This is a genomic window from Pedobacter humicola (assembly GCF_056490705.1).
On the sequence record NZ_JBWJIG010000007.1, the window covers coordinates 219,179 to 236,967 of the forward strand.

Consider the following 17,789-nt stretch of genomic DNA (forward strand, 5'->3'; position numbering starts at 1 on the left):
AAGTATATCATAACTTTTGACGACGGACATCCTTTAGTTGCCCTTGCCGGAAAATCCGCAGGTAGCATCGCGGCGAGCAAACTCATAGCAGATAATGACGGGTATCAATTAAACCCGGTTTCAGGCAGGTTAACTTTATATAAAAAAAGTTATGTCAGTCACAGAAAATTTAAACAAAAAAGAGATAGGCTCCATGGTACAGGATTTTTGGGATCCTGAATTCTTTGATGAGCCTAATGAGCCAAAGAAGGCCGTAAATGTTATAGAAAGGGATACCAAATTCAAAATCGAGGTGCTCGCGCCCGGGTTTCGAAAAAAAGATTTCTCTGTAAATGTTGAAAACTGAGTACTCAATATCCTTGCCGAACATGAAGCTACCGATGAGGAAAATTATCGGAGAAGAGAATTTTCGCGCTCTTCGTTCTGCGGGGCGTTCAGCCTTCCTGAAAATGTTTCTCCCGAACATATAAGCGCCAAATACAGGGATGGTATTCTCTCTTTGACACTCACAAAAACCGGCAAGCTGCCTTCAGTGAAAAAGCATGTGAAGATTTCCTGAACAGACAATAGGTTTAAGCCAGGTTTACGGTAGAATGGTCCCTTGACCGGCAGCTTATGTTTCCCTCATTCGCATCATTGAAACGCATGAGGGAAATCATCGTATAAGTGTACCGGTTTTTGGATTTTGGCATTAAAAAGTAAAACATGGAAAAGCCGATAGATTCTTTTACCGAACGTAAATCCTTTGAAGAACTGCTGCTGGCAGAAGTCAGGGGCTTAAAAAGTATGGCCAGGCACTTTGTCAATGAGAAAGATGAAATCGAGGATCTGGTTCAGGATACCCTGCTTAAGGCATTGCGCTTCTATGAGAAGTTCTGTATGGACACCGATATCCGCAAATGGCTGTATACCATCATGAGAAACACCTTTATTAACAGGGTCAACAGAACTTCCAGAGTGATGGAACACCATACGCAGATTGAAATAGCCTCCAGAAACAGCTGTTCGGTAAGCACCGTTTTCTCGAAATTCATCTCCGATGATGTCCATCGGGTGATCAACAGTTTTCCTTATCCGCTCAGGCAGGCGATAACCATGTACAGTGCAGGCTATAAATATCGTGAGATCTCCCTGGCAACTGCCCAGCCCATCGGGACAGTAAAAACCAGGGTCAGAACCGCACGTCTGATCCTTGAAAAGAAATTTTCCCCCACCGCCCATTGAATTTGTAGACCCATGGGTTTTGATTACCTCTCCTTCCATCCCGCTAATGAATATCATCGGCTTTACTGAGCAGGGTTCTTGAAGGCTTAGCGTATAATAGCTCTCTTTGATTATTCAAATTAAACAGTACATTTTATTTTAAAAGTTATGAAAACAGACAATCAGATTCAAAAAGATGTTCTCGATGAGTTCAAATGGGAACCTTTATTAAATGCAGCCGAAATTGGTGTTTCCGTGAAAGACGGCATCGTCACATTATCGGGGGAGGTAGATAGCTATTCAAAAAAGCTTGCTGCTGAGCATGCAGCAAAAAGGATTTCTGGTGTGAAGGCAATAGCCGAAGATATTCAGGTCGGTTTGGCCCCCATTTATCGTAAAACAGATGCTGAGATCGCCTCAGCAGTGGTAAATGCACTAAAATGGCATACTGCAGTACAACAGGAAAAAATCAAAATCAAAGTGGAAGACGGTGTGGTGCGATTGGAGGGACAAGTGGACTGGGAGTTTCAGAAAAACAGTGCCCGTAGGGCCATTGAACATTTACTGGGCGTAAAATCAGTCATCAATCTGATCACTTTGAAACCTAGGGTTACCTCCTTGGAGATCAGCCGTCAGATTTCTTCTGCCTTTACCAGAAATGCCATTTTGGATGCGGCAAACCTTAAGGTTTCCATTCAGGGTGATAAGGTAGTACTCACCGGTACTGTAAACTCCTTTGCCGAAAAAGAACAGGCAGAACATGCCGCATGGTCCGCTCCCGGGGTGATGCGAGTGGAGAGCCACTTAAAAGTGGTGGAGCCGGAATTTGCCTTCTAACATTCATGCCGGTTATTCCCGGTAATTCAGAGCGGATGACAGGTAAGTTTTCCGCTATCAACAATTTTTATTCCTGCTGGCAATCCGCCGGCAGGTTTTAACAAAAAAAAAATAAAACACATCGTCATGACAACACTAACAAAATCAACACTATATCCCGTTGTTCAATCTTTAATGGATGAACTCTTGAATCCACATATGTTTACCGGGGCTTTGGGCGCAGGGATGAGCGTTCCGGCAGTCAATATCAGCAATACCAAAACAGGTTTCCGTTTGGAGCTGGCAGCACCCGGATTTGATAAAAAGGATTTCAAGATCGAAACCCAGGATGACCTGTTAATCATTAGCGCGGAAAAAGAATCGGAAAAGGTAGAAGATGAAGATAAATACACACGCAAAGAATTCTCTATGTCCTCCTTCAAGAGAACATTTAATCTGCCCGGAGATATACTGCTAGAAGGGGTAAAGGCCAGTTACAAGGATGGCCTGTTGGTACTTGAACTTAGGTCAAGTGGGAAAAAGCTTCAGCATAAAAGGCAGATAGCCATTGAATGATAGTTATAATATAGCTTTGATATCCAGTACCCAAAATAAACAATCAGCGCAGCTTCCGGTCTTCCGGTAGCTGCTTATCCCGGGATTTGTTTGCTCAGGGTGCGCAGTTTTGTAAAGATCTTTTTGCGCTGCGAGTAAATAATTGGCACATAGGCAAAAGAAATATTTAAAGTATCTTCATTGAGGCATCATGCCCGGACCGAAGATCAGTTGTGCATGTGTCTTAATTTATCGATCTGTTCTATATGGATGACACTATCGGTAATGCTGATGAGCCGTTCATCCTTGAACTCACCAAGCATTCTGATCATGGACTCCTTGGCAACACCTGCAATAGCAGCCAGATTCTCCCTTGTCAGGTCAATTTCGAAGGTTTGCTGCTGTTGAGGATTGTATTTTTCGTGAAGGGTGACCAGTGTATCTGCAACCTTTTTGCGCAGGGAGTTATATGCAGTGGCCAGTAGATGTTCCTCACGTTCAATCAGATTTTTTGCAAGAACAGAAATGAATTTTTTCATCACCTGTGGGTTACTGCCCATCAGTTGCTCAAACTCCGCACGGGGAATCACTGCAAGCTCGGTATCTTCTAAAGCCTCGGCAGATTCACGGTAATTCCTCCCTTCAAGCAAAGGCAGATACCCAAAAAAATCGCCTTGGTTGTAAAGCCCCATGATGAGCTCTTTTCCATCCTGGTTCCGTTTGTAGGTCTTGACCTTTCCTTTGGTCAGATAAAATAACTTGGAAGGAAGGTTTCCTTCAGTATAAATAATCTGTTTTTTCTTGTACTGGTTCTGGCTGCGGTTTTCTTTGAGCAGATCAAGATGGTCTTTCCCACCGTTAAGCGTGATAAGCCTGTCCATGCCGTTTATTCCTGTAGCAATCTCTTCCCTTAGAGATGCCGCCCTTCGCAACCGCCCGTCTATGGCATTAATTACATCGGTTCCGTCGAAAGGCTTTATGATATAATCATCTGCCCCCATTTCCATGCCTTTTCTCACCTCAATACGTTCAGACTTGGCTGTGAGGAAAATAAAAGGGATGTTCGCAGTTGCCTGGTTTTTTTGAAGCATGAGCAGTACGCCATAGCCATCCAGAATGGGCATCATGATATCGCAAAGTACCAGGTCGGGTCTTCGCTGAAGCGCGATTTCTACACCTTGCTTTCCGTTTTCAGCCTGGTCGACTTTATAGTTGGCCAGCTCAAGGATCTCTGAAAGGTTCTCCCTGATGTCCTGGTTATCCTCGATAACTAAAATCCTCTTCATAATTCGGTCTGTTTTGTTTTTACAAATTCTATAGTAAATTCCGTTCCCGATCCCAGTTCACTTTTACAGGAAATTTTTCCGCCCATTAAATCAACATATCTTGAGACAATATGCAGTCCCAGGCCCGTCCCCTGGATATTGTTGGCATTGCTTCCGCGAAAAAACCTTTCAAAGAGATGATGCATATCCCGCTCAGGGATTCCCAATCCCTTGTCACTAATTTTAATGGTTATCTGGTTTTGGTCAACTGAACTGCATATATCAATGTGGCTGTCTTCAGGGGAGAACTTGATGGCATTGGAAAGAAGATTGATGATGATGTGCTTGAGCATGACCTGATCTAAATATACACGGGTTTCTCCCTGATGAGAAAACCGGATGAGGTGGCCTTTCTTTTTCAGGGTTTCAATTTCAGTAATCACGTTTTTGATATAATCCGCTAGCTCAAAAGTACTGTAATGCGGTTCTGCCTTGTTTTCCTCAATTTTCTCTAGGGATAGAAAGTCGTTTAATATATCGGTCAAAGACTGTACCGTGGAGGCTATCCGGTTAACGTGGCTTTCCCGCTTTTGCTGCTGATTTTCAGTGGTATATTTTGATATCAGATAGGCAGAAGAAAGTATAGTACTCAAAGGGGTCCGGAATTCATGGGAGGCCATTGAGACAAACCTGGACTTGAACTCACTCATCTCCCTTTCCTTTTTCAGGCGCTGGAGAATTTCCTCTTCAGCTTTTTTCCGTTCAGAAATGTTCATCGCAATCCCCAGATAGCCCTCGATATCCCCGGCTGCTGTATGCATCGCAGTTATGGTAAGTGAGGCAGGAAAACGGCTCCCATCCTTTCTCAGGTATTCAATTTCCCGTTCATTCGCCAATCCCAGATCAGTTTTTATTTTTAGGGCCTCAAAGTCGGCAGCAACAGGCACCTCAAGTGATTTTGTAAGTTCGTCCGCACTTTGCTGAAGTGTTTGGGCAGAATGAAAGACTGAGGGACTAAGTTTATCGATGATTTCTTCGGCAACATATCCCAGCTCCCGCTCGGCAGCTGGATTGAACATCTTTATCGTTCCGCCTGAATCGGTAACATATAGGATAACTTCTGCGTGGCCCCAAATACTCCGCAAAAAAGTGTTTGCCCTGTTGAGCTCCACATCCTTCAGCTCGGTTTCGGTGATCAGCTCTGCTAACTGCTTTACCGTACTTGTCAGTGAGCGTGTCCTGCTTAAGACCTTGGCCTCCAGCTGTTCGTTTAAGACCTTAAGCTCCAGCTCCGCTTTTTTTCTTGCTGAGATATCACTTATAAACCCGATGACAAATTTTCCCTGATCTGTCTGGTAACTGCTCAGGCTAACCTCGACGGGAAATTCAGTTCCATCTTTTCTAAGTCCGAAAAGATCGAGTCCCAGTCCCATAGGCCGTGACCTGGGCTGCTTGATATAGCCCTCAACATGATGCTGGTGCCTGTCTGTAAACCTGCTCGGAATAAGATCTTCAATCGGCTTTCCGCTAAGTTCCTGCGGACCATAGCCAAACTGTTTTTCTAAAAATGGATTGGTAATCACAATATGCCCGCTATCATTGGCAACAATAATACCCATGGAGGCATTGTCAAATAAGGGGTCGAAACCAATTCCCGTGGTTTTGTTCATCTTTTGGTGGAAAGACATATTAGCATACTTCATAAATATACAAAAATTAATCACCGGGATTCCTGTGAGGTGTAAATCGTCCGCTCATATACAGTTTTTATTCAACTGATGATATGCAGATCGCTACTGATAGCTAAAATTGTTTCTTTTTTTTACACTAATTAATGACCGGGATCATTCGGGTCAATGATGGTTGTCATATTGTTTTTAAAAGGGATTTGATTTAAGCGGGCTACCACCATCACTTATGTTTTTTTTCGGGTGGATGAAGCCATGATTTTATCGGCTTCGAAATCGTGAAGGCAGGATCAAGCCAGCAGGTTTAAACCTGTTCCAATGCTCCTGTGCCTGTAAGTGGCCGGCATGCCGGTTTCCAATGTTCAGGCAAGACCAGGATGGCCCCACGGTGCTTTTTAATAATTGCATTGCAGTGAGAGGAATGAAAAATCTCATGAAGCAACCCATGGGTCCTGTTCACAAGTAGTAAAAGATTATCTTTAGATGGAGGAAACATACGGTCGATTTCATGGGCGATCGAAGGAGATTTTAAAACATGAAAGGGGATATCGCTGAATTTATCTTTCCGCAAGACGCTTTGAAAAGATGCTATACGGCCTTCTTCATTGAAATCAGCAATTAGCCCTGGACTCTCCATTACGTAACTGATCGACAGGCTGGCCTTGAACGCTTTGCGGATCTTATCAATGGATTCAAGCAGAGTGATGTCCTTCTCATTGAGGTCGGAAGCGAAATTTATCCTGCATCTGTCCGGAAGGAATTCACTGGATGATAATATAAGCAGCGGACAATCGCTGTTTCGCATGGCAATATGGATATGGTTTGCAAAAAGAAAATTACTTTTATGCCTTTTGTGCCTGCCCATCACAGCAAGTACGACTTTTTCGCCCTGCTGGATGTCGTACAGTATCTCAGATATCGGGGCAATGGTGTTTATCGAGTGGATTCTGATACCGCCTTGGCGGGTTTTCATTAGTTTTAAAAGTCTTTCCTTTTCTTTTTCAAGCGAAACTGCAGCCTTCTCCTCAATTTCCTTATAATCCATTTTTAAAGGTTCAGCGAGAATAATTTGGGGCAGGTGATAGCTGTGCAGCAGCAGTAGCTCAGCCCCAAAATGTTCCGCAATGTTTAGAGCGGCTTGAGCAGCATTTTTCGCAGCCCTGGAAAAATCGGTCATGACCAATATTGTTTTCATCTGGCTAAGCTAGGGGAAGGACTTTGTTTTTTTGATGACCACGGTCAGCTCCGGTAATAATCCTGCCCATGGCTTCTGTTGTTTTATTTCCAGTATCATCGGTACCGCTGATTTCCCTCACCTGCTCCAAAATTTGGTTTTATCAGATTTATATCTTCAAAATAGAATAGTTGTTATGTATAAAATATTGATTGCCACAGATTTTTCCAGGGCAGCAGCTTCTGCGGCAGATTATGCACTACGGGTGGCATGCTCATGCGGAATGAACCTTTCCATAGTGCACATCTACTCGGTTGGCTTACCAATGGTAGCAGAGGGGGCCATGGTTTCCCAGGACAGCTTATATGACTTTGCCGAAAGGGATTCATTGGAGAGATTGTCTGCACTCGCAGCAAAACTTAATCTGGATGCAGACCAGTTGTGCGGTGATGGCTTTAAGCCGCTCATCGAGGTTTTCTCAACAATTGGTGTTCCTGCGGCCGGGATAAAATCCTTTTTCAACCAGAAGGATATGGGTATGATTGTCATGGGGATCAAGCCTGAGGAAAGATATTTGGGAACTTTGCCCGGAAGTACGATCCGTAAGCTGATCAAATGGACCAGTGTGCCCGTGCTGCTTGTTCCCATGAACTTTCCTCCTGTACCGATCCGGCAGATTGTTTTCGCTACTGACTTTGGGGATAGTGAGATCACAGCACTTGATTTTTTAGCTCAAATCGCGTCTGCTTATCATTCAGATCTGCTTATTTTTCATAACAGGATATCCGCTGAGAAGGGACGACAGTTCCTGCAGAAAGAGAAAAAATTTCTGGACAAGGTAGCCCAGGCAATTGATTACCCTAAGGTTTTTTACAGGCACAAACAAAAGGATACCCTTGAGGAGGCATTAGCGGTTTTGGAAAAAAATAGTGAAGCGGATATGCTGGCAATGGTACACAAAAAGCACAGTATGATAGGAGAACTCTTCGGGGGAGATAAAACCCTAAGAATGATTTCCAGGACCCGGGTGCCCTTGATTATCTTTCCCCAGGGCTTCGCTACCAGCTCCGGTTCCGCCAGCTTAGGCGAAAGGCAATTGCATAATTAAACTTTCCGGAGAATTTTATTCAATTACCGGCAAACGCCTTCTTGGCGGCTGATTGGCTTTGAATTAAATAACGAAGGCTTTTTATGGGGCAGCTATTGAATGAATTTTATATTCGTTCATTCTACAGTACCAGATTTTTTCTTTATAAAGCAAGATCCGCGCTTATTTTTTCTTTCCCGGATGTCTTAAATCATTCTTTTGACTAACCCCGGTCATCTCCCGATATTCCCTTCAGGTATTAACTTTGGAAAAGCCCAACATGATGGTGAATAAAGCGATGGAAAATAAATGGACTATGACAGATGAGCTTAAATGCGGTTTTACCGAAAAAAAACAATAAGAAATGAAAAAAATCCTTGTTCCGACCGACTTTTCGGCTCCCGCTGAAAATGCGGCAAAATATGCCATTTCCATGGCGAAGGTGTTAGATGCACGGGTAACTATCGTCAATGCTTTTGTCCTTCCCGTACCTGTATCGGAAAGCGGTCTATGGCCGGTTATGGATACTGCGGATCTTGAAGGGAATATCGGCGGTGAACTCGACCTCATGGTCAAAAAACTACTGGACGATTCCTGCTCGGATGAACCGGCCAGTTGTCCTATGGTAGACTACCGTTGCGCTGAAGGTCCGGTACTTTCTGTGATAGGACAGATTTCTGGACAGATTGATACTGACCTGGTCGTAATGGGGCTGTCCGGAGCGGGTGGGCTTGTAAATTTTATCTTGGGCAGTAATAGCATGGCGATTATTGAAAAAGGTGATCGCCCAGTACTTCTTGTCCCTTTCGGCGCGCGATACTACGGGATAAAGAAAATAGTCTATGCCGGGTCACTCACGCCGCAAGATATAAAGCCACTGGAATACCTTTGTAAACTTGCATCATGGTTTAAAGCTGAAGTCTGCGTGCTGCACATCATTGAGATGAGAAAGGATCTTAACACCGGTATGCAGGCTATCGGTGAGGATTTTATCGGCCAGATGAGAATACTTACAGGCTACAATAAAATCCGTTATGAACCGGTCTGGAACAGCGATATCGATCAGGGGCTCGAATGGATAGCGGAACAGGAAGATATAGACATTGTCTCGATGCTCCACAGGAAGCATAACATACTCGATAAAATATTCAGCGGAAGCAGAACCAAACATTTTGCAAGGTATACCACCACACCCTTATTGGTATTTCCTCCAGACTATATTGAAAAAAAAGCGTGATAAAATTACGCCCGACCTTAAAAATACAAACCATGAAGATAAAATATATTTACCTGCTCATCCTCTCTCTTCCGGTTTTGATGATGTGCCGCAATAGCCCGGAAAATAAGAGTATTGAAAAACTCGTACAATCACCGCCCAGCTGGGACTGTTTTATGGCGGTAGATGGCAAAGATTCAGCTTTTTTAAAAATCAGTACCTCAGGGAAAGATGCGGTGAGCGGGCATCTTTGGATTCTCTATTCCAACCACAAAAAAAATGAGGGTAGCATTACCGGTAGCTACCAAGGGGATACGCTTTTTGTTACTTACAGGTTTCGCTCGGACGAACCTGCAGATGCCGTTTTTACCAATCCGCTGGCACTGTTGAAGAAAGGGGATTCACTGATCCTGGGAACGGGTAAAATCATGAAAAACCTCGGGCGCGTTTATCTGGACAAAAAACAGGGCATAGATTTTAAGCGCGGCAAATTCCGCTTTTATAGTGCCAGCTGCAATGAAAATTTAGGTAACCTTTCCCAAAGGTGATCTGATTTGAATGCACTGTGTGTTTTTTAAATTCGTATGATCCTTTTGACTCTTTTGTATCAGGTCAGACAGGGATTACAAAAATGTCGGCCTTTTTCCTCTCCCTGGAGCTTAAAATATTCTTTGAAACCCCGATAGGGATTTTTCATGATAAAAGCGGCAGGCAGTTGTCGATTTCTACAACTGCCTGCCGCTTTTTTATAAATGCTATTCACCCCAGACCCAACCGGCGATTTCGGGCATATCTTTTCCGTATCTCTGCACGTAATGTTTGTGTTCCAGGAGCTTATCCTGGAGCTGCTGTTTGAGATAATCACCTTTGCTTCCCAGGTTTCCCAACCTGTCAATTGCCTGGATGACCAGGTGGAAGCGGTCAATCTTGTTCTGTACCCTGAGATCAAATGGGGTGGTTATGGTTCCTTCCTCAATGTATCCCCTGACGTGAAGGTTCCTGTTTGCCCTTTTGTAGCTCAGGCGGTGCACCAGCCACGGATAACCATGAAAGTTGAATATGATATGTTTATCTAAGGTAAATATCGAATCATAGTCAGCATCGCTAAGCCCGTGCGGATGCTCAAGCTCAGATTGCATTTTCATCAGATCAACTACATTTACCACACGGACCTTCAGTTCCGGAAAGTGCTTTCTAAGAATGGAAACTGCTGCGAGCAGCTCCAGTGTTACCGTATCCCCGCAACTCGCCATCACGATATCGGGGCCTGATTGCTGATCATTGCTGGCCCACTGCCATATACCAATGCCTTGTGCGCAATGCATTTCCGCCTCCCTTATCCCCAGCCACTGGGGCAGGGGGTGCTTGCCCGCAACAACGACATTTACGTAGTTTTTGCTTCCAAGGCAATGGTGCATCACACTCAGCAGGCAGTTTGCATCAGGAGGGAGATACAGTCTGACCACGTCTGCTTTCTTACTGGCCACATGGTCCAAAAACCCGGGGTCCTGGTGGGTAAATCCGTTGTGGTCCTGCTGCCAGACATGTGAGGCCAGAAGGTAATTTAGTGAGGCGATATCCCTTCGCCAGGGAAGTTCCCGGGTTACCTTCAGCCATTTGGCGTGCTGGCTGAACATCGAATCCACAATCCTGATGAAGGCTTCATAGCTGTTGAACATGCCGTGTCTGCCCGTGAGCAAATATCCTTCAAGCCATCCCTGGCACTGGTGCTCACTAAGCTGGGCATCCAGAATGCGCCCGGAAGGGGACAGAAATTCATCCCCCTCCATCGACTGCGCGTCCCACTGGCGGTCGCTGACCTCGAAGACCGCACCCAATAGATTTGATAGGGTCTCATCGGGGCCGAATATCCTGAAATTCTTTTCATTAAGTTTGATAACGCCGGATAAGTAGTTGCCCAATGTTACAGTACCCTGTCCCTGGACGCTGCCCTGGGAAGAGACTTGCAATGCAAAATCCCTAAAATCCGGTAACCTGATTTCCCTGAGCAGCAGCCCTCCGTTGGCATGGGGATTGGCGCCCATGCGTTTATCGCCTTTTGGACACAGTTCTGCCAATTCAGAAATAAGCCTTCCGCTTTGATCAAAAAGTTCTTCTGCACGGTAGCTTTTCATCCACTGTTCTAAAAGTTCCACATTGCCTGCATGTGCCTGGTCAACGGGTATGGGGACCTGATGGGAGCGGAAGGATCCCTCATTTTTTTTCCCCCCTACTGATTTTGGTCCCGTCCATCCTTTTGGCGAGCGAAGGATGATCATCGGCCACAAAGGCCTTTTATGATCCCCTTTCTCTCTGGCATTTTTCTGAAATGTCCTGATCTCGTTGATGGCCTGCTCCATAGCCAATGCCATTTTCCGGTGCATGTCCCCAGCTTCGGATCCTTCAACAAAATAGGGCTTCCATCCGCAACCGCGGAAGAACTGTTCGAGCTCTTCATGCGGAATGCGTGCGAGCAGGGTTGGATTGCTGATCTTATAACCGTTTAAATGCAGGATGGGCAATACTGCCCCGTCACTTTTTGCATTAAGAAACTTATTGGAATGCCAGGCTGTCGCCAGTGGGCCGGTCTCCGCTTCTCCATCCCCGACAACACATGCGGCGATCAGGTCCGGATTATCGAAAACCGCCCCGAAGGCGTGGCTCAGTGAATAGCCAAGCTCTCCACCCTCGTGTATCGATCCCGGCGTACTGGGCGCAACATGGCTGGAGATGCCTCCGGGAAAGGAAAATTGGGTAAAAAGCTTTTTCATTCCCTGCTCATCCTCACTGATGTCCGGATAGACTTCACTATAGCTTCCCTCCAGATAGGTATTGGCAACAAGTGCAGGTCCGCCATGTCCGGGACCGGATATGTAGATCATGTTTAAAGCGTGTTTCTTGATCACCCGGTTTAGATGCACGTAGATAAAGTTCTGACCGGGGGAGGTTCCCCAGTGTCCCACCACCATCGGTTTTACATGCGACAACAGCAGGGGTTCTTTGAGTAGCGGATTGTCATAAAGATAGATTTGTCCCACAGAGAGATAATTCGCTGCACGCCAGTACGCATCCATTTTCTCTAAGAGTTCATCGCTTAGCACAAAAGTGCTTTGGCTGGTTAGTATTTCCATTTTGTTTTTATTTTTTATAGTCTGATTTTCGATCCGGTAATATGTTATCTGCTCCTTATTTTAATAGTTTATCCGTTTTTTCAGGCTGAGCGCCGGGCGTATCAAATAACTTGATTTTTTCCCCCTCCCTGCTGATCCGGACCTCAAAGCCCAGCGTAACCCTGATCTTAACCCTTAGGGATTCCTGGGCCCCGGGTTCGCCGTGTACCAGAAAGACCTGGGTTTCTTTTTTTGATGATGATTTCAGCCATTCAATAAGTTCATGCTGATCGGCATGTGCGGAAAGGTTGTTCAGCGAAACCGTCCTTGCCCGTACCGGAAAATATTGGCCGTCTATGCGTATCTCATGGGTTTTTTCCAGCAGTGCCCGCCCACGGGTACCCTCAGCCTGAAAGCCGGAAAGTATAAGGCAGTTACGCTTGTCTCCGGCATAATGTTTTAGGTATTCCAGGATCCTCCCACCCGAGAGCATCCCGCTGCCAGCAATGATTATCTTGCTTTTTTTGTTTTTGATGATGCCGATCATGTTTTCATGCTTCTCATTGATGATAAGCCCCTTCATCATCATCCTGCACTCATTTTCACTCAAGGTACTCCACTGCGGATAACGCAATAAGATTTCGGATGCTGCCGCGGCCATGGGACTGTCCAGATAAACTGGTAGCGACAGCGGGATTTTGCCTGCCTGTTTGAGCAGATATAGAATCCTGATGATTTCCTGCGCTCTGCCGACTGCAAAGCAAGGTATCATCACATTTCCGCCCATTTCAAGGGTGCAGTTGATGGCATCCTCCAGTTCGCTTTCAGCCGATTGCATTCCATGGAGCCTGTCCCCATAAGTGGATTCCATAATAACCGCGTCCGCAGGCGCTCCGTGCTGGGGAGCATCCAAAAAAACCGAGTGCGTGCGTCCAATATCGCCTGAAAAGAGCACTCTCTTATCAGATACGGTAAATTCTATGGAGCATGCCCCCGGAATATGGCCCGATAGCAGGTACTTCATACTCACCTGTCCTGCAATATTGATCTCTACCCCGGGTTCAACAGTTACAAACTGGTGTAGGCAACGTTCGACATCGGTCAGCGTGTATAGCGGTTTTGCAGGATGGTGTTTTGAATAGCCGTAACGGTTCGCTTTCCATGCATCTTCTTCCTGGATTTTTGCACTATCTCTTAAAATAAGTTCAGCAAGCTCCCGGGTGGGAGCGGTCATGTAGATCTTTCCCCTGTATCCTGCCCCCACCAGTCTTGGGATATAACCGCAATGATCCAGGTGGGCATGGGTAAGGCATAAGGCACCAATGCGTTCAATTTCAAAACCTGGCGCTTCCCAGTTTTTTATTCTTAGCGACTTGATCCCCTGGAAAAGACCGCAATCAATGAGAATGTCCAACTCTGAGGTATAAAGGATATGTTTTGACCCGGTCACGGTCTCTGCCGCACCGAAGGATGCAAGGTAGACGCCGGTACCATTTTCTGTTGAACCCTCCCCTTGGGATTTGAATGTATGTTGCATTAGCTTAATTTGAGTATACTTCTAAAGTTAGTAATACCAGCCAGCCGCTCAGCTGATCGGGATCATTGGCATTAATGATTAGCGTTAGCTGAAGTCTTCAGTTCTCTCCATAACCTCTCTTTGACAGATCAACAATCATCATCACCCATGACCTGGCTCATTTTAGCTTTAAGTATTTTTAGCGAATTTGGTGATCAGGCGAACAGGGTTTTCATATTGTTTTTTGAAATCCGCTGCAGACCTTGATTTGGCTTAGCGTTAAGCAAATAGAATTCCTGAAGTAATGATAAAGTATATTGTAAAAATTAGGACGATGGAAATGAAAACAAATATGGGACTACTGGATAGGGCGTTAAGGACGCTGCTGGCAATTGCAATTTTGCCGGCATACATCCTTGGTATTTTTAATGCAAGTGCCGAGTTGGCGCTGATCAGTATTGCAGGTATATTGTTGTGGACCGGAATCTTCGGGTTTTGCCCCGTGTACATGGCCCTTGACATCCGGACCAACAGGCACAGGTAGAAAATTTCAGCCAAAGTTACTTTTATTAAAATCGTAGGCAATTAAATGATTCTGATCGGGCTACTGCAAAAATATATACCGCTTATCCTAAAAATTTTCTTTCTACAATTATCTCCATAATTTCAGGTAGTTCAGAGAGTAACCTGTACCATTTTTAATAGAATTGACAACCTATCATTTAGCCAAAATATGAACAGTAAATCAGAGATCGAATTTCTTGAAGGTCCGCATTCCAGAATAAAGGAATTTATTTTTGTCATCAGGACTATGGTCGATCTGGTAAGAGGGTTTAGGGGTCTCCATTTTGTTGGTCCCTGTATTACCTTCTTTGGTTCAGCGCGTTTTTCCCAGGATCATCCGCACTACCAATTTGCCAGAAAAGCAGCCTCCGTTTTTGCAAAGCTTGGTTTTACCATCATGACCGGAGGCGGACCGGGGCTGATGGAGGCCGCGAACCGGGGCGCAAAAGACGTAGCTGGCCGCTCAGTGGGTTGCAATATCTCTCTTTCCAGGGAACAGAAACCCAATATTTACCTGGATAGGTGGGTCAACATGAATCATTTCTTTACCCGTAAAGTGCTCCTTGTAAAGTATTCTTTTGCTTTCGTTGTCCTTCCCGGTGGATATGGGACTCTTGATGAGTGTTTTGAGGCCCTTACCTTGATCCAGACCCGCAAAATCCATGATTTTCCGGTAATCATATTCGGAAAAGAATTTCACAAAAACCTATTGAGCCATATTGCTGAAATGAGGGAGAATGGGACAATAAGCGAAGCTGATCTCAATCTTTTTCTGATCACCGACGATATTTCACAAGCCGAGGAGTTCATCAAGCTGCACAGCATCAAAAAATTCGGCCTGCAAAAAGTTAAGAAACTCCGTCCCTTTAGCTGGCTGTTTGAGCGTCAGTGATCGCCTTTGCCTTATAGTGTCGATAATCAGCACGCGTAATGATCCAGATCATTATTTATAAGCCGGATTCTTATGAGTTTTACTACATAAGACAGTTCATTATGAAAACTCAGAATTTTTATTTCCTGAAAAACCTGTTAAGGAGAACAATTATTTCCTGTGCACTTTTATGCGGCTTTTCAGCTTCAGTGGCTGCATCCGCGCCATCGGTAAAGAATACCGATCACTCAAAACCTGAAATAGCCCTGGCTGATTCCACTTATGTCAAAATTGCACTTTCTCAAATATCACCCCAGCTGAACTATCCAAAACTGGTTGAGCAGTTCTACAAAAACCGGAGATTCTCCATTATATGGGTCAAACCGGACACCGTGAAGTCGGAGATTTACAGATCGATGCTTCTAATGGACTGTGTACTTCAGTTTGGATTAAACAGAGATGATTTTCATCCCGGTAAACTAACCTATGATCTCTTAAAGCCACTGATGCAGGCACGGTCAAATCCACAGGAGAAGGGTAATTTTGATGTTTATTTAACCGATGCGCTCATTACTCTGGTCATCCATCTGCACTATGGCAAGTTTAATCCCGTGTACACCTCGGAGGTTCTGGAAGGGGGAAAGCAGAGCGGTTTTGATCCGGTGGCGCATTTAACCGGTGCCCTTTATGCAAGGGACTTCATGGAAGCGGTAGTCTCGGCGCAGCCAAAAATGCAGATGTACAGGCTTTTGCAGGATTATCTCCATCTGGTAAAAGGACAGTACATCGAGGATTGCTACGAATTTCCCGAAGGTGATGCCAGGAAAATGGCGATCAACATGGAAAGGATGCGCTGGATAAATTCCGGCGAGGACTATTATATCCACATTAATATTCCATCATATTCACTTAAACTTCTGCGCGGGGATAGCATCATACTTTTCAAGACCGTAGTAGGAAAACCTTCCACCCCGACGCCGGAGCTCGAAAGTCAGATTAACTACATGACCACGGCACCTGAATGGAAAGTTCCCCAAAAGATTTTTGCAAAAGAACTGTTGCCTAAAGCGTTAAAGGATTCCAGTTACCTGAACAACAACCACTATGGGATTTACGATCTAAAAGGAAACTATATTGTCATTACCCACAAAAAACTGAAGGAAATATCCGCACACCCAAGTCTTTACCTTGCAAGGCAGTCACCGGGATGTGATAATGCACTTGGAAAAATTGTCTTTAGATTTCCAAACCGTTTTGATATTTACCTGCATGATACACCGGAACAAAAACTTTTCAAAAAAGAGTCAAGATCTTTCAGTCACGGCTGTGTCCGGGTGGAAAATGCAGACCGTCTGGCCAGGTTACTTCTGGAATATGATGGACCGGCCGGCAGGATTCCCAAGATGAACGAATCACTGGAAAAAATGCAAAGAAGAAATTTCGCTTTAACTCATCCGGTACCTATAAAGATTACTTATTTTACCTGTGAGATCGATGATGGCATGTTCAGGTCTTATCCTGACATCTATAAAAGGGATGCCGCCCTGGAACAAATGATGTTTCCCCCGAAGGTTCAGCTTGCAGGAACCAAAAAATAGCGGAAGCGGATCAAGGGGGAGATGTGATTGATGAGGTTGATGCAGAAAAAATGGACCTTGTTGTCTTGTGTATAACCAAGGCACCGAGTTTCAATAGACTAATCGGCGGAAGTACGTTAAGATCAGCCATAGAAAATTGTGACCTTCCGCTGCTGCTTATTCCCGGATTGTCCAAATTCCGGGGTTTTAAAAGTGTCACCTGGCCTCAGATCTTGATGCCAGGGACATTGCCTATATTGCTGTACGGCAGAAATGAACCGGCCTTTCGATTCAGATTTGCTGTTGTTGTACAGTAAAGCTGCCAGAGAACAGGACCCGCAACATTTTCGGGAAATCGATGGCGCTTTAAGCCAGCGCTCAGAGGCCTGCAAATTGCAGCGGGAAACATCAGTTTTGAATTCTTATATTATGCGTGGACAGCCGATTATTCCGTGACTATGCTGTTAGAAGGGTGCCTTAGATTTCTCACTCCACCAACATTTAAATCTCCAGGCCCATCTTTTCGGGAATGATGAGTACCGGACGATGTGTTTTATAGAGTATCTCGTCTATTTCTGTGCAGAATAGGTAGTCATTGTCCCTGGCAGGACGTCCCCCCATAACGATCATGACGATGTCTTCTTTTTCAAGTATTCCGCAGACGTTGTCCGACAAACTGCCCTCACCCGAACAGCTTTTGATGATGGGCTGGAAAACGCCCCCTTGATTTATTTTTAATAGCTCCAGCAGCCTTTCCTTTTCACTTTCAAAATGTCTGTCGATCTCTGATAGGTATTTAGTATTCTCCATCAGGGCATTTGACTGCTCATTGCCCGTTATGGGGTAGGCGTGCAAAAGCATCAGGTTCAGCCCAAGTTTCGCAGCCAGTTTTAGTGCTGCATCTGTAGCGTTTTTATCCCTGTTGCTGAATTCTGTAAGCATTAGGATCATTTTTGTGGATGCTTTTTTCCTGGTGTTCATGATTTTCCTGTTTTATATAATAAATATGGCTAAAAATAATATGGCAAATGCTGACCGGTATCATCCCGCTGGTTGATCAGAATCATAGCTGGTCCGGGCAGATACAGTAATTTTGTATACAGTTTAGGATTTATTCAGAAAACCCCGGTAAATTCATTATGACCAG

The 17,789-nt window shown here is 44.9% G+C and carries 17 protein-coding genes; 11 read left to right on the top strand and 6 right to left on the bottom strand.

Translation table 11 applies throughout. From position 1 onward, the window contains the following. The first annotated feature begins 151 nt into the window (after positions 1–151). From AC04Q1_RS13545 to AC04Q1_RS13565, 5 genes are all read left to right on the top strand, one after another. Positions 152–346 (top strand): hypothetical protein, encoded by a 195-nt coding sequence (locus tag AC04Q1_RS13545; protein ID WP_478365127.1) that lies wholly within the window; start codon positions 152–154, stop codon positions 344–346. A gap of 9 nt (positions 347–355) precedes the next feature. Then, entirely contained in the window at positions 356–559 is a 204-nt protein-coding gene (locus AC04Q1_RS13550; RefSeq protein WP_478365166.1) for an Hsp20/alpha crystallin family protein, read from the top strand. Positions 560–705: 146 nt separating this feature from the next. Continuing rightward, entirely contained in the window at positions 706–1,224 is a 519-nt protein-coding gene (locus AC04Q1_RS13555; protein ID WP_478365128.1) for a sigma-70 family RNA polymerase sigma factor, read from the top strand. A 147-nt stretch (positions 1,225–1,371) separates the two neighbouring features. Then, the gene (locus tag AC04Q1_RS13560; RefSeq protein ID WP_478365129.1) at positions 1,372–2,040 is read left to right on the top strand and encodes a BON domain-containing protein; all 669 of its coding nucleotides are present in this window, start codon (positions 1,372–1,374) and stop codon (positions 2,038–2,040) included. Positions 2,041–2,166: 126 nt separating this feature from the next. Beyond that, on the top strand, positions 2,167–2,595 hold the full coding sequence (locus AC04Q1_RS13565) for an Hsp20/alpha crystallin family protein (protein WP_478365130.1): 429 nt from the start codon (positions 2,167–2,169) through the stop codon (positions 2,593–2,595). A 206-nt stretch (positions 2,596–2,801) separates the two neighbouring features. On the opposite strand, the gene AC04Q1_RS13570 is transcribed toward AC04Q1_RS13565, so the two are convergent. From AC04Q1_RS13570 to AC04Q1_RS13580, 3 genes are all read right to left on the bottom strand, one after another. Continuing rightward, complete coding sequence (locus AC04Q1_RS13570) at positions 2,802–3,860, bottom strand: response regulator (RefSeq protein ID WP_478365131.1); 1,059 nt, start codon at positions 3,858–3,860, stop codon at positions 2,802–2,804. Next, positions 3,857–5,509 (bottom strand): sensor histidine kinase, encoded by a 1,653-nt coding sequence (locus AC04Q1_RS13575; protein ID WP_478365132.1) that lies wholly within the window; start codon positions 5,507–5,509, stop codon positions 3,857–3,859. The genes AC04Q1_RS13570 and AC04Q1_RS13575 overlap by 4 nt, the downstream gene beginning before the upstream one ends. Before the next feature lie 322 nt (positions 5,510–5,831). Beyond that, complete coding sequence (locus tag AC04Q1_RS13580; protein WP_478365133.1) at positions 5,832–6,722, bottom strand: universal stress protein; 891 nt, start codon at positions 6,720–6,722, stop codon at positions 5,832–5,834. A 34-nt stretch (positions 6,723–6,756) separates the two neighbouring features. Here AC04Q1_RS13580 and AC04Q1_RS13585 point away from each other — a divergent pair, with 34 nt between their 5' ends. From AC04Q1_RS13585 to AC04Q1_RS13595, 3 genes are all read left to right on the top strand, one after another. Beyond that, a complete protein-coding gene (locus tag AC04Q1_RS13585; protein ID WP_478365134.1) occupies positions 6,757–7,809 on the top strand; it encodes a universal stress protein in 1,053 nt (350 codons plus the stop codon). A gap of 343 nt (positions 7,810–8,152) precedes the next feature. Continuing rightward, a complete protein-coding gene (locus AC04Q1_RS13590; protein WP_478365135.1) occupies positions 8,153–9,025 on the top strand; it encodes a universal stress protein in 873 nt (290 codons plus the stop codon). Between the two features lie 32 nt (positions 9,026–9,057). Continuing rightward, positions 9,058–9,552, top strand: a complete 495-nt coding sequence (locus AC04Q1_RS13595) for a hypothetical protein (RefSeq protein WP_478365136.1) — start codon at positions 9,058–9,060, stop codon at positions 9,550–9,552. A gap of 207 nt (positions 9,553–9,759) precedes the next feature. Here the strand turns inward: AC04Q1_RS13595 and AC04Q1_RS13600 are convergent, their stop codons facing one another. Then, the gene (locus AC04Q1_RS13600; protein ID WP_478365137.1) at positions 9,760–12,135 is read right to left on the bottom strand and encodes a phosphoketolase family protein; all 2,376 of its coding nucleotides are present in this window, start codon (positions 12,133–12,135) and stop codon (positions 9,760–9,762) included. A gap of 55 nt (positions 12,136–12,190) precedes the next feature. Then, entirely contained in the window at positions 12,191–13,651 is a 1,461-nt protein-coding gene (locus AC04Q1_RS13605) for an MBL fold metallo-hydrolase RNA specificity domain-containing protein (protein WP_478365138.1), read from the bottom strand. A gap of 283 nt (positions 13,652–13,934) precedes the next feature. Here AC04Q1_RS13605 and AC04Q1_RS13610 point away from each other — a divergent pair, with 283 nt between their 5' ends. The 3 genes from AC04Q1_RS13610 to AC04Q1_RS13620 all read left to right on the top strand — a co-directional run bounded on the left by AC04Q1_RS13610 (position 13,935) and on the right by AC04Q1_RS13620 (position 16,663). Continuing rightward, positions 13,935–14,174, top strand: a complete 240-nt coding sequence (locus tag AC04Q1_RS13610; protein ID WP_478365139.1) for a YgaP family membrane protein — start codon at positions 13,935–13,937, stop codon at positions 14,172–14,174. Between the two features lie 189 nt (positions 14,175–14,363). Beyond that, positions 14,364–15,086, top strand: a complete 723-nt coding sequence (locus tag AC04Q1_RS13615; protein WP_109931752.1) for an LOG family protein — start codon at positions 14,364–14,366, stop codon at positions 15,084–15,086. Positions 15,087–15,124: 38 nt separating this feature from the next. Further along, entirely contained in the window at positions 15,125–16,663 is a 1,539-nt protein-coding gene (locus tag AC04Q1_RS13620; RefSeq protein ID WP_478365140.1) for a L,D-transpeptidase family protein, read from the top strand. A 480-nt stretch (positions 16,664–17,143) separates the two neighbouring features. Here the strand turns inward: AC04Q1_RS13620 and AC04Q1_RS13625 are convergent, their stop codons facing one another. Continuing rightward, positions 17,144–17,623, bottom strand: coding sequence for a universal stress protein (locus tag AC04Q1_RS13625; protein WP_478365141.1), 480 nt, complete (start codon positions 17,621–17,623; stop codon positions 17,144–17,146). Between the last annotated feature and the right edge of the window lie 166 nt (positions 17,624–17,789).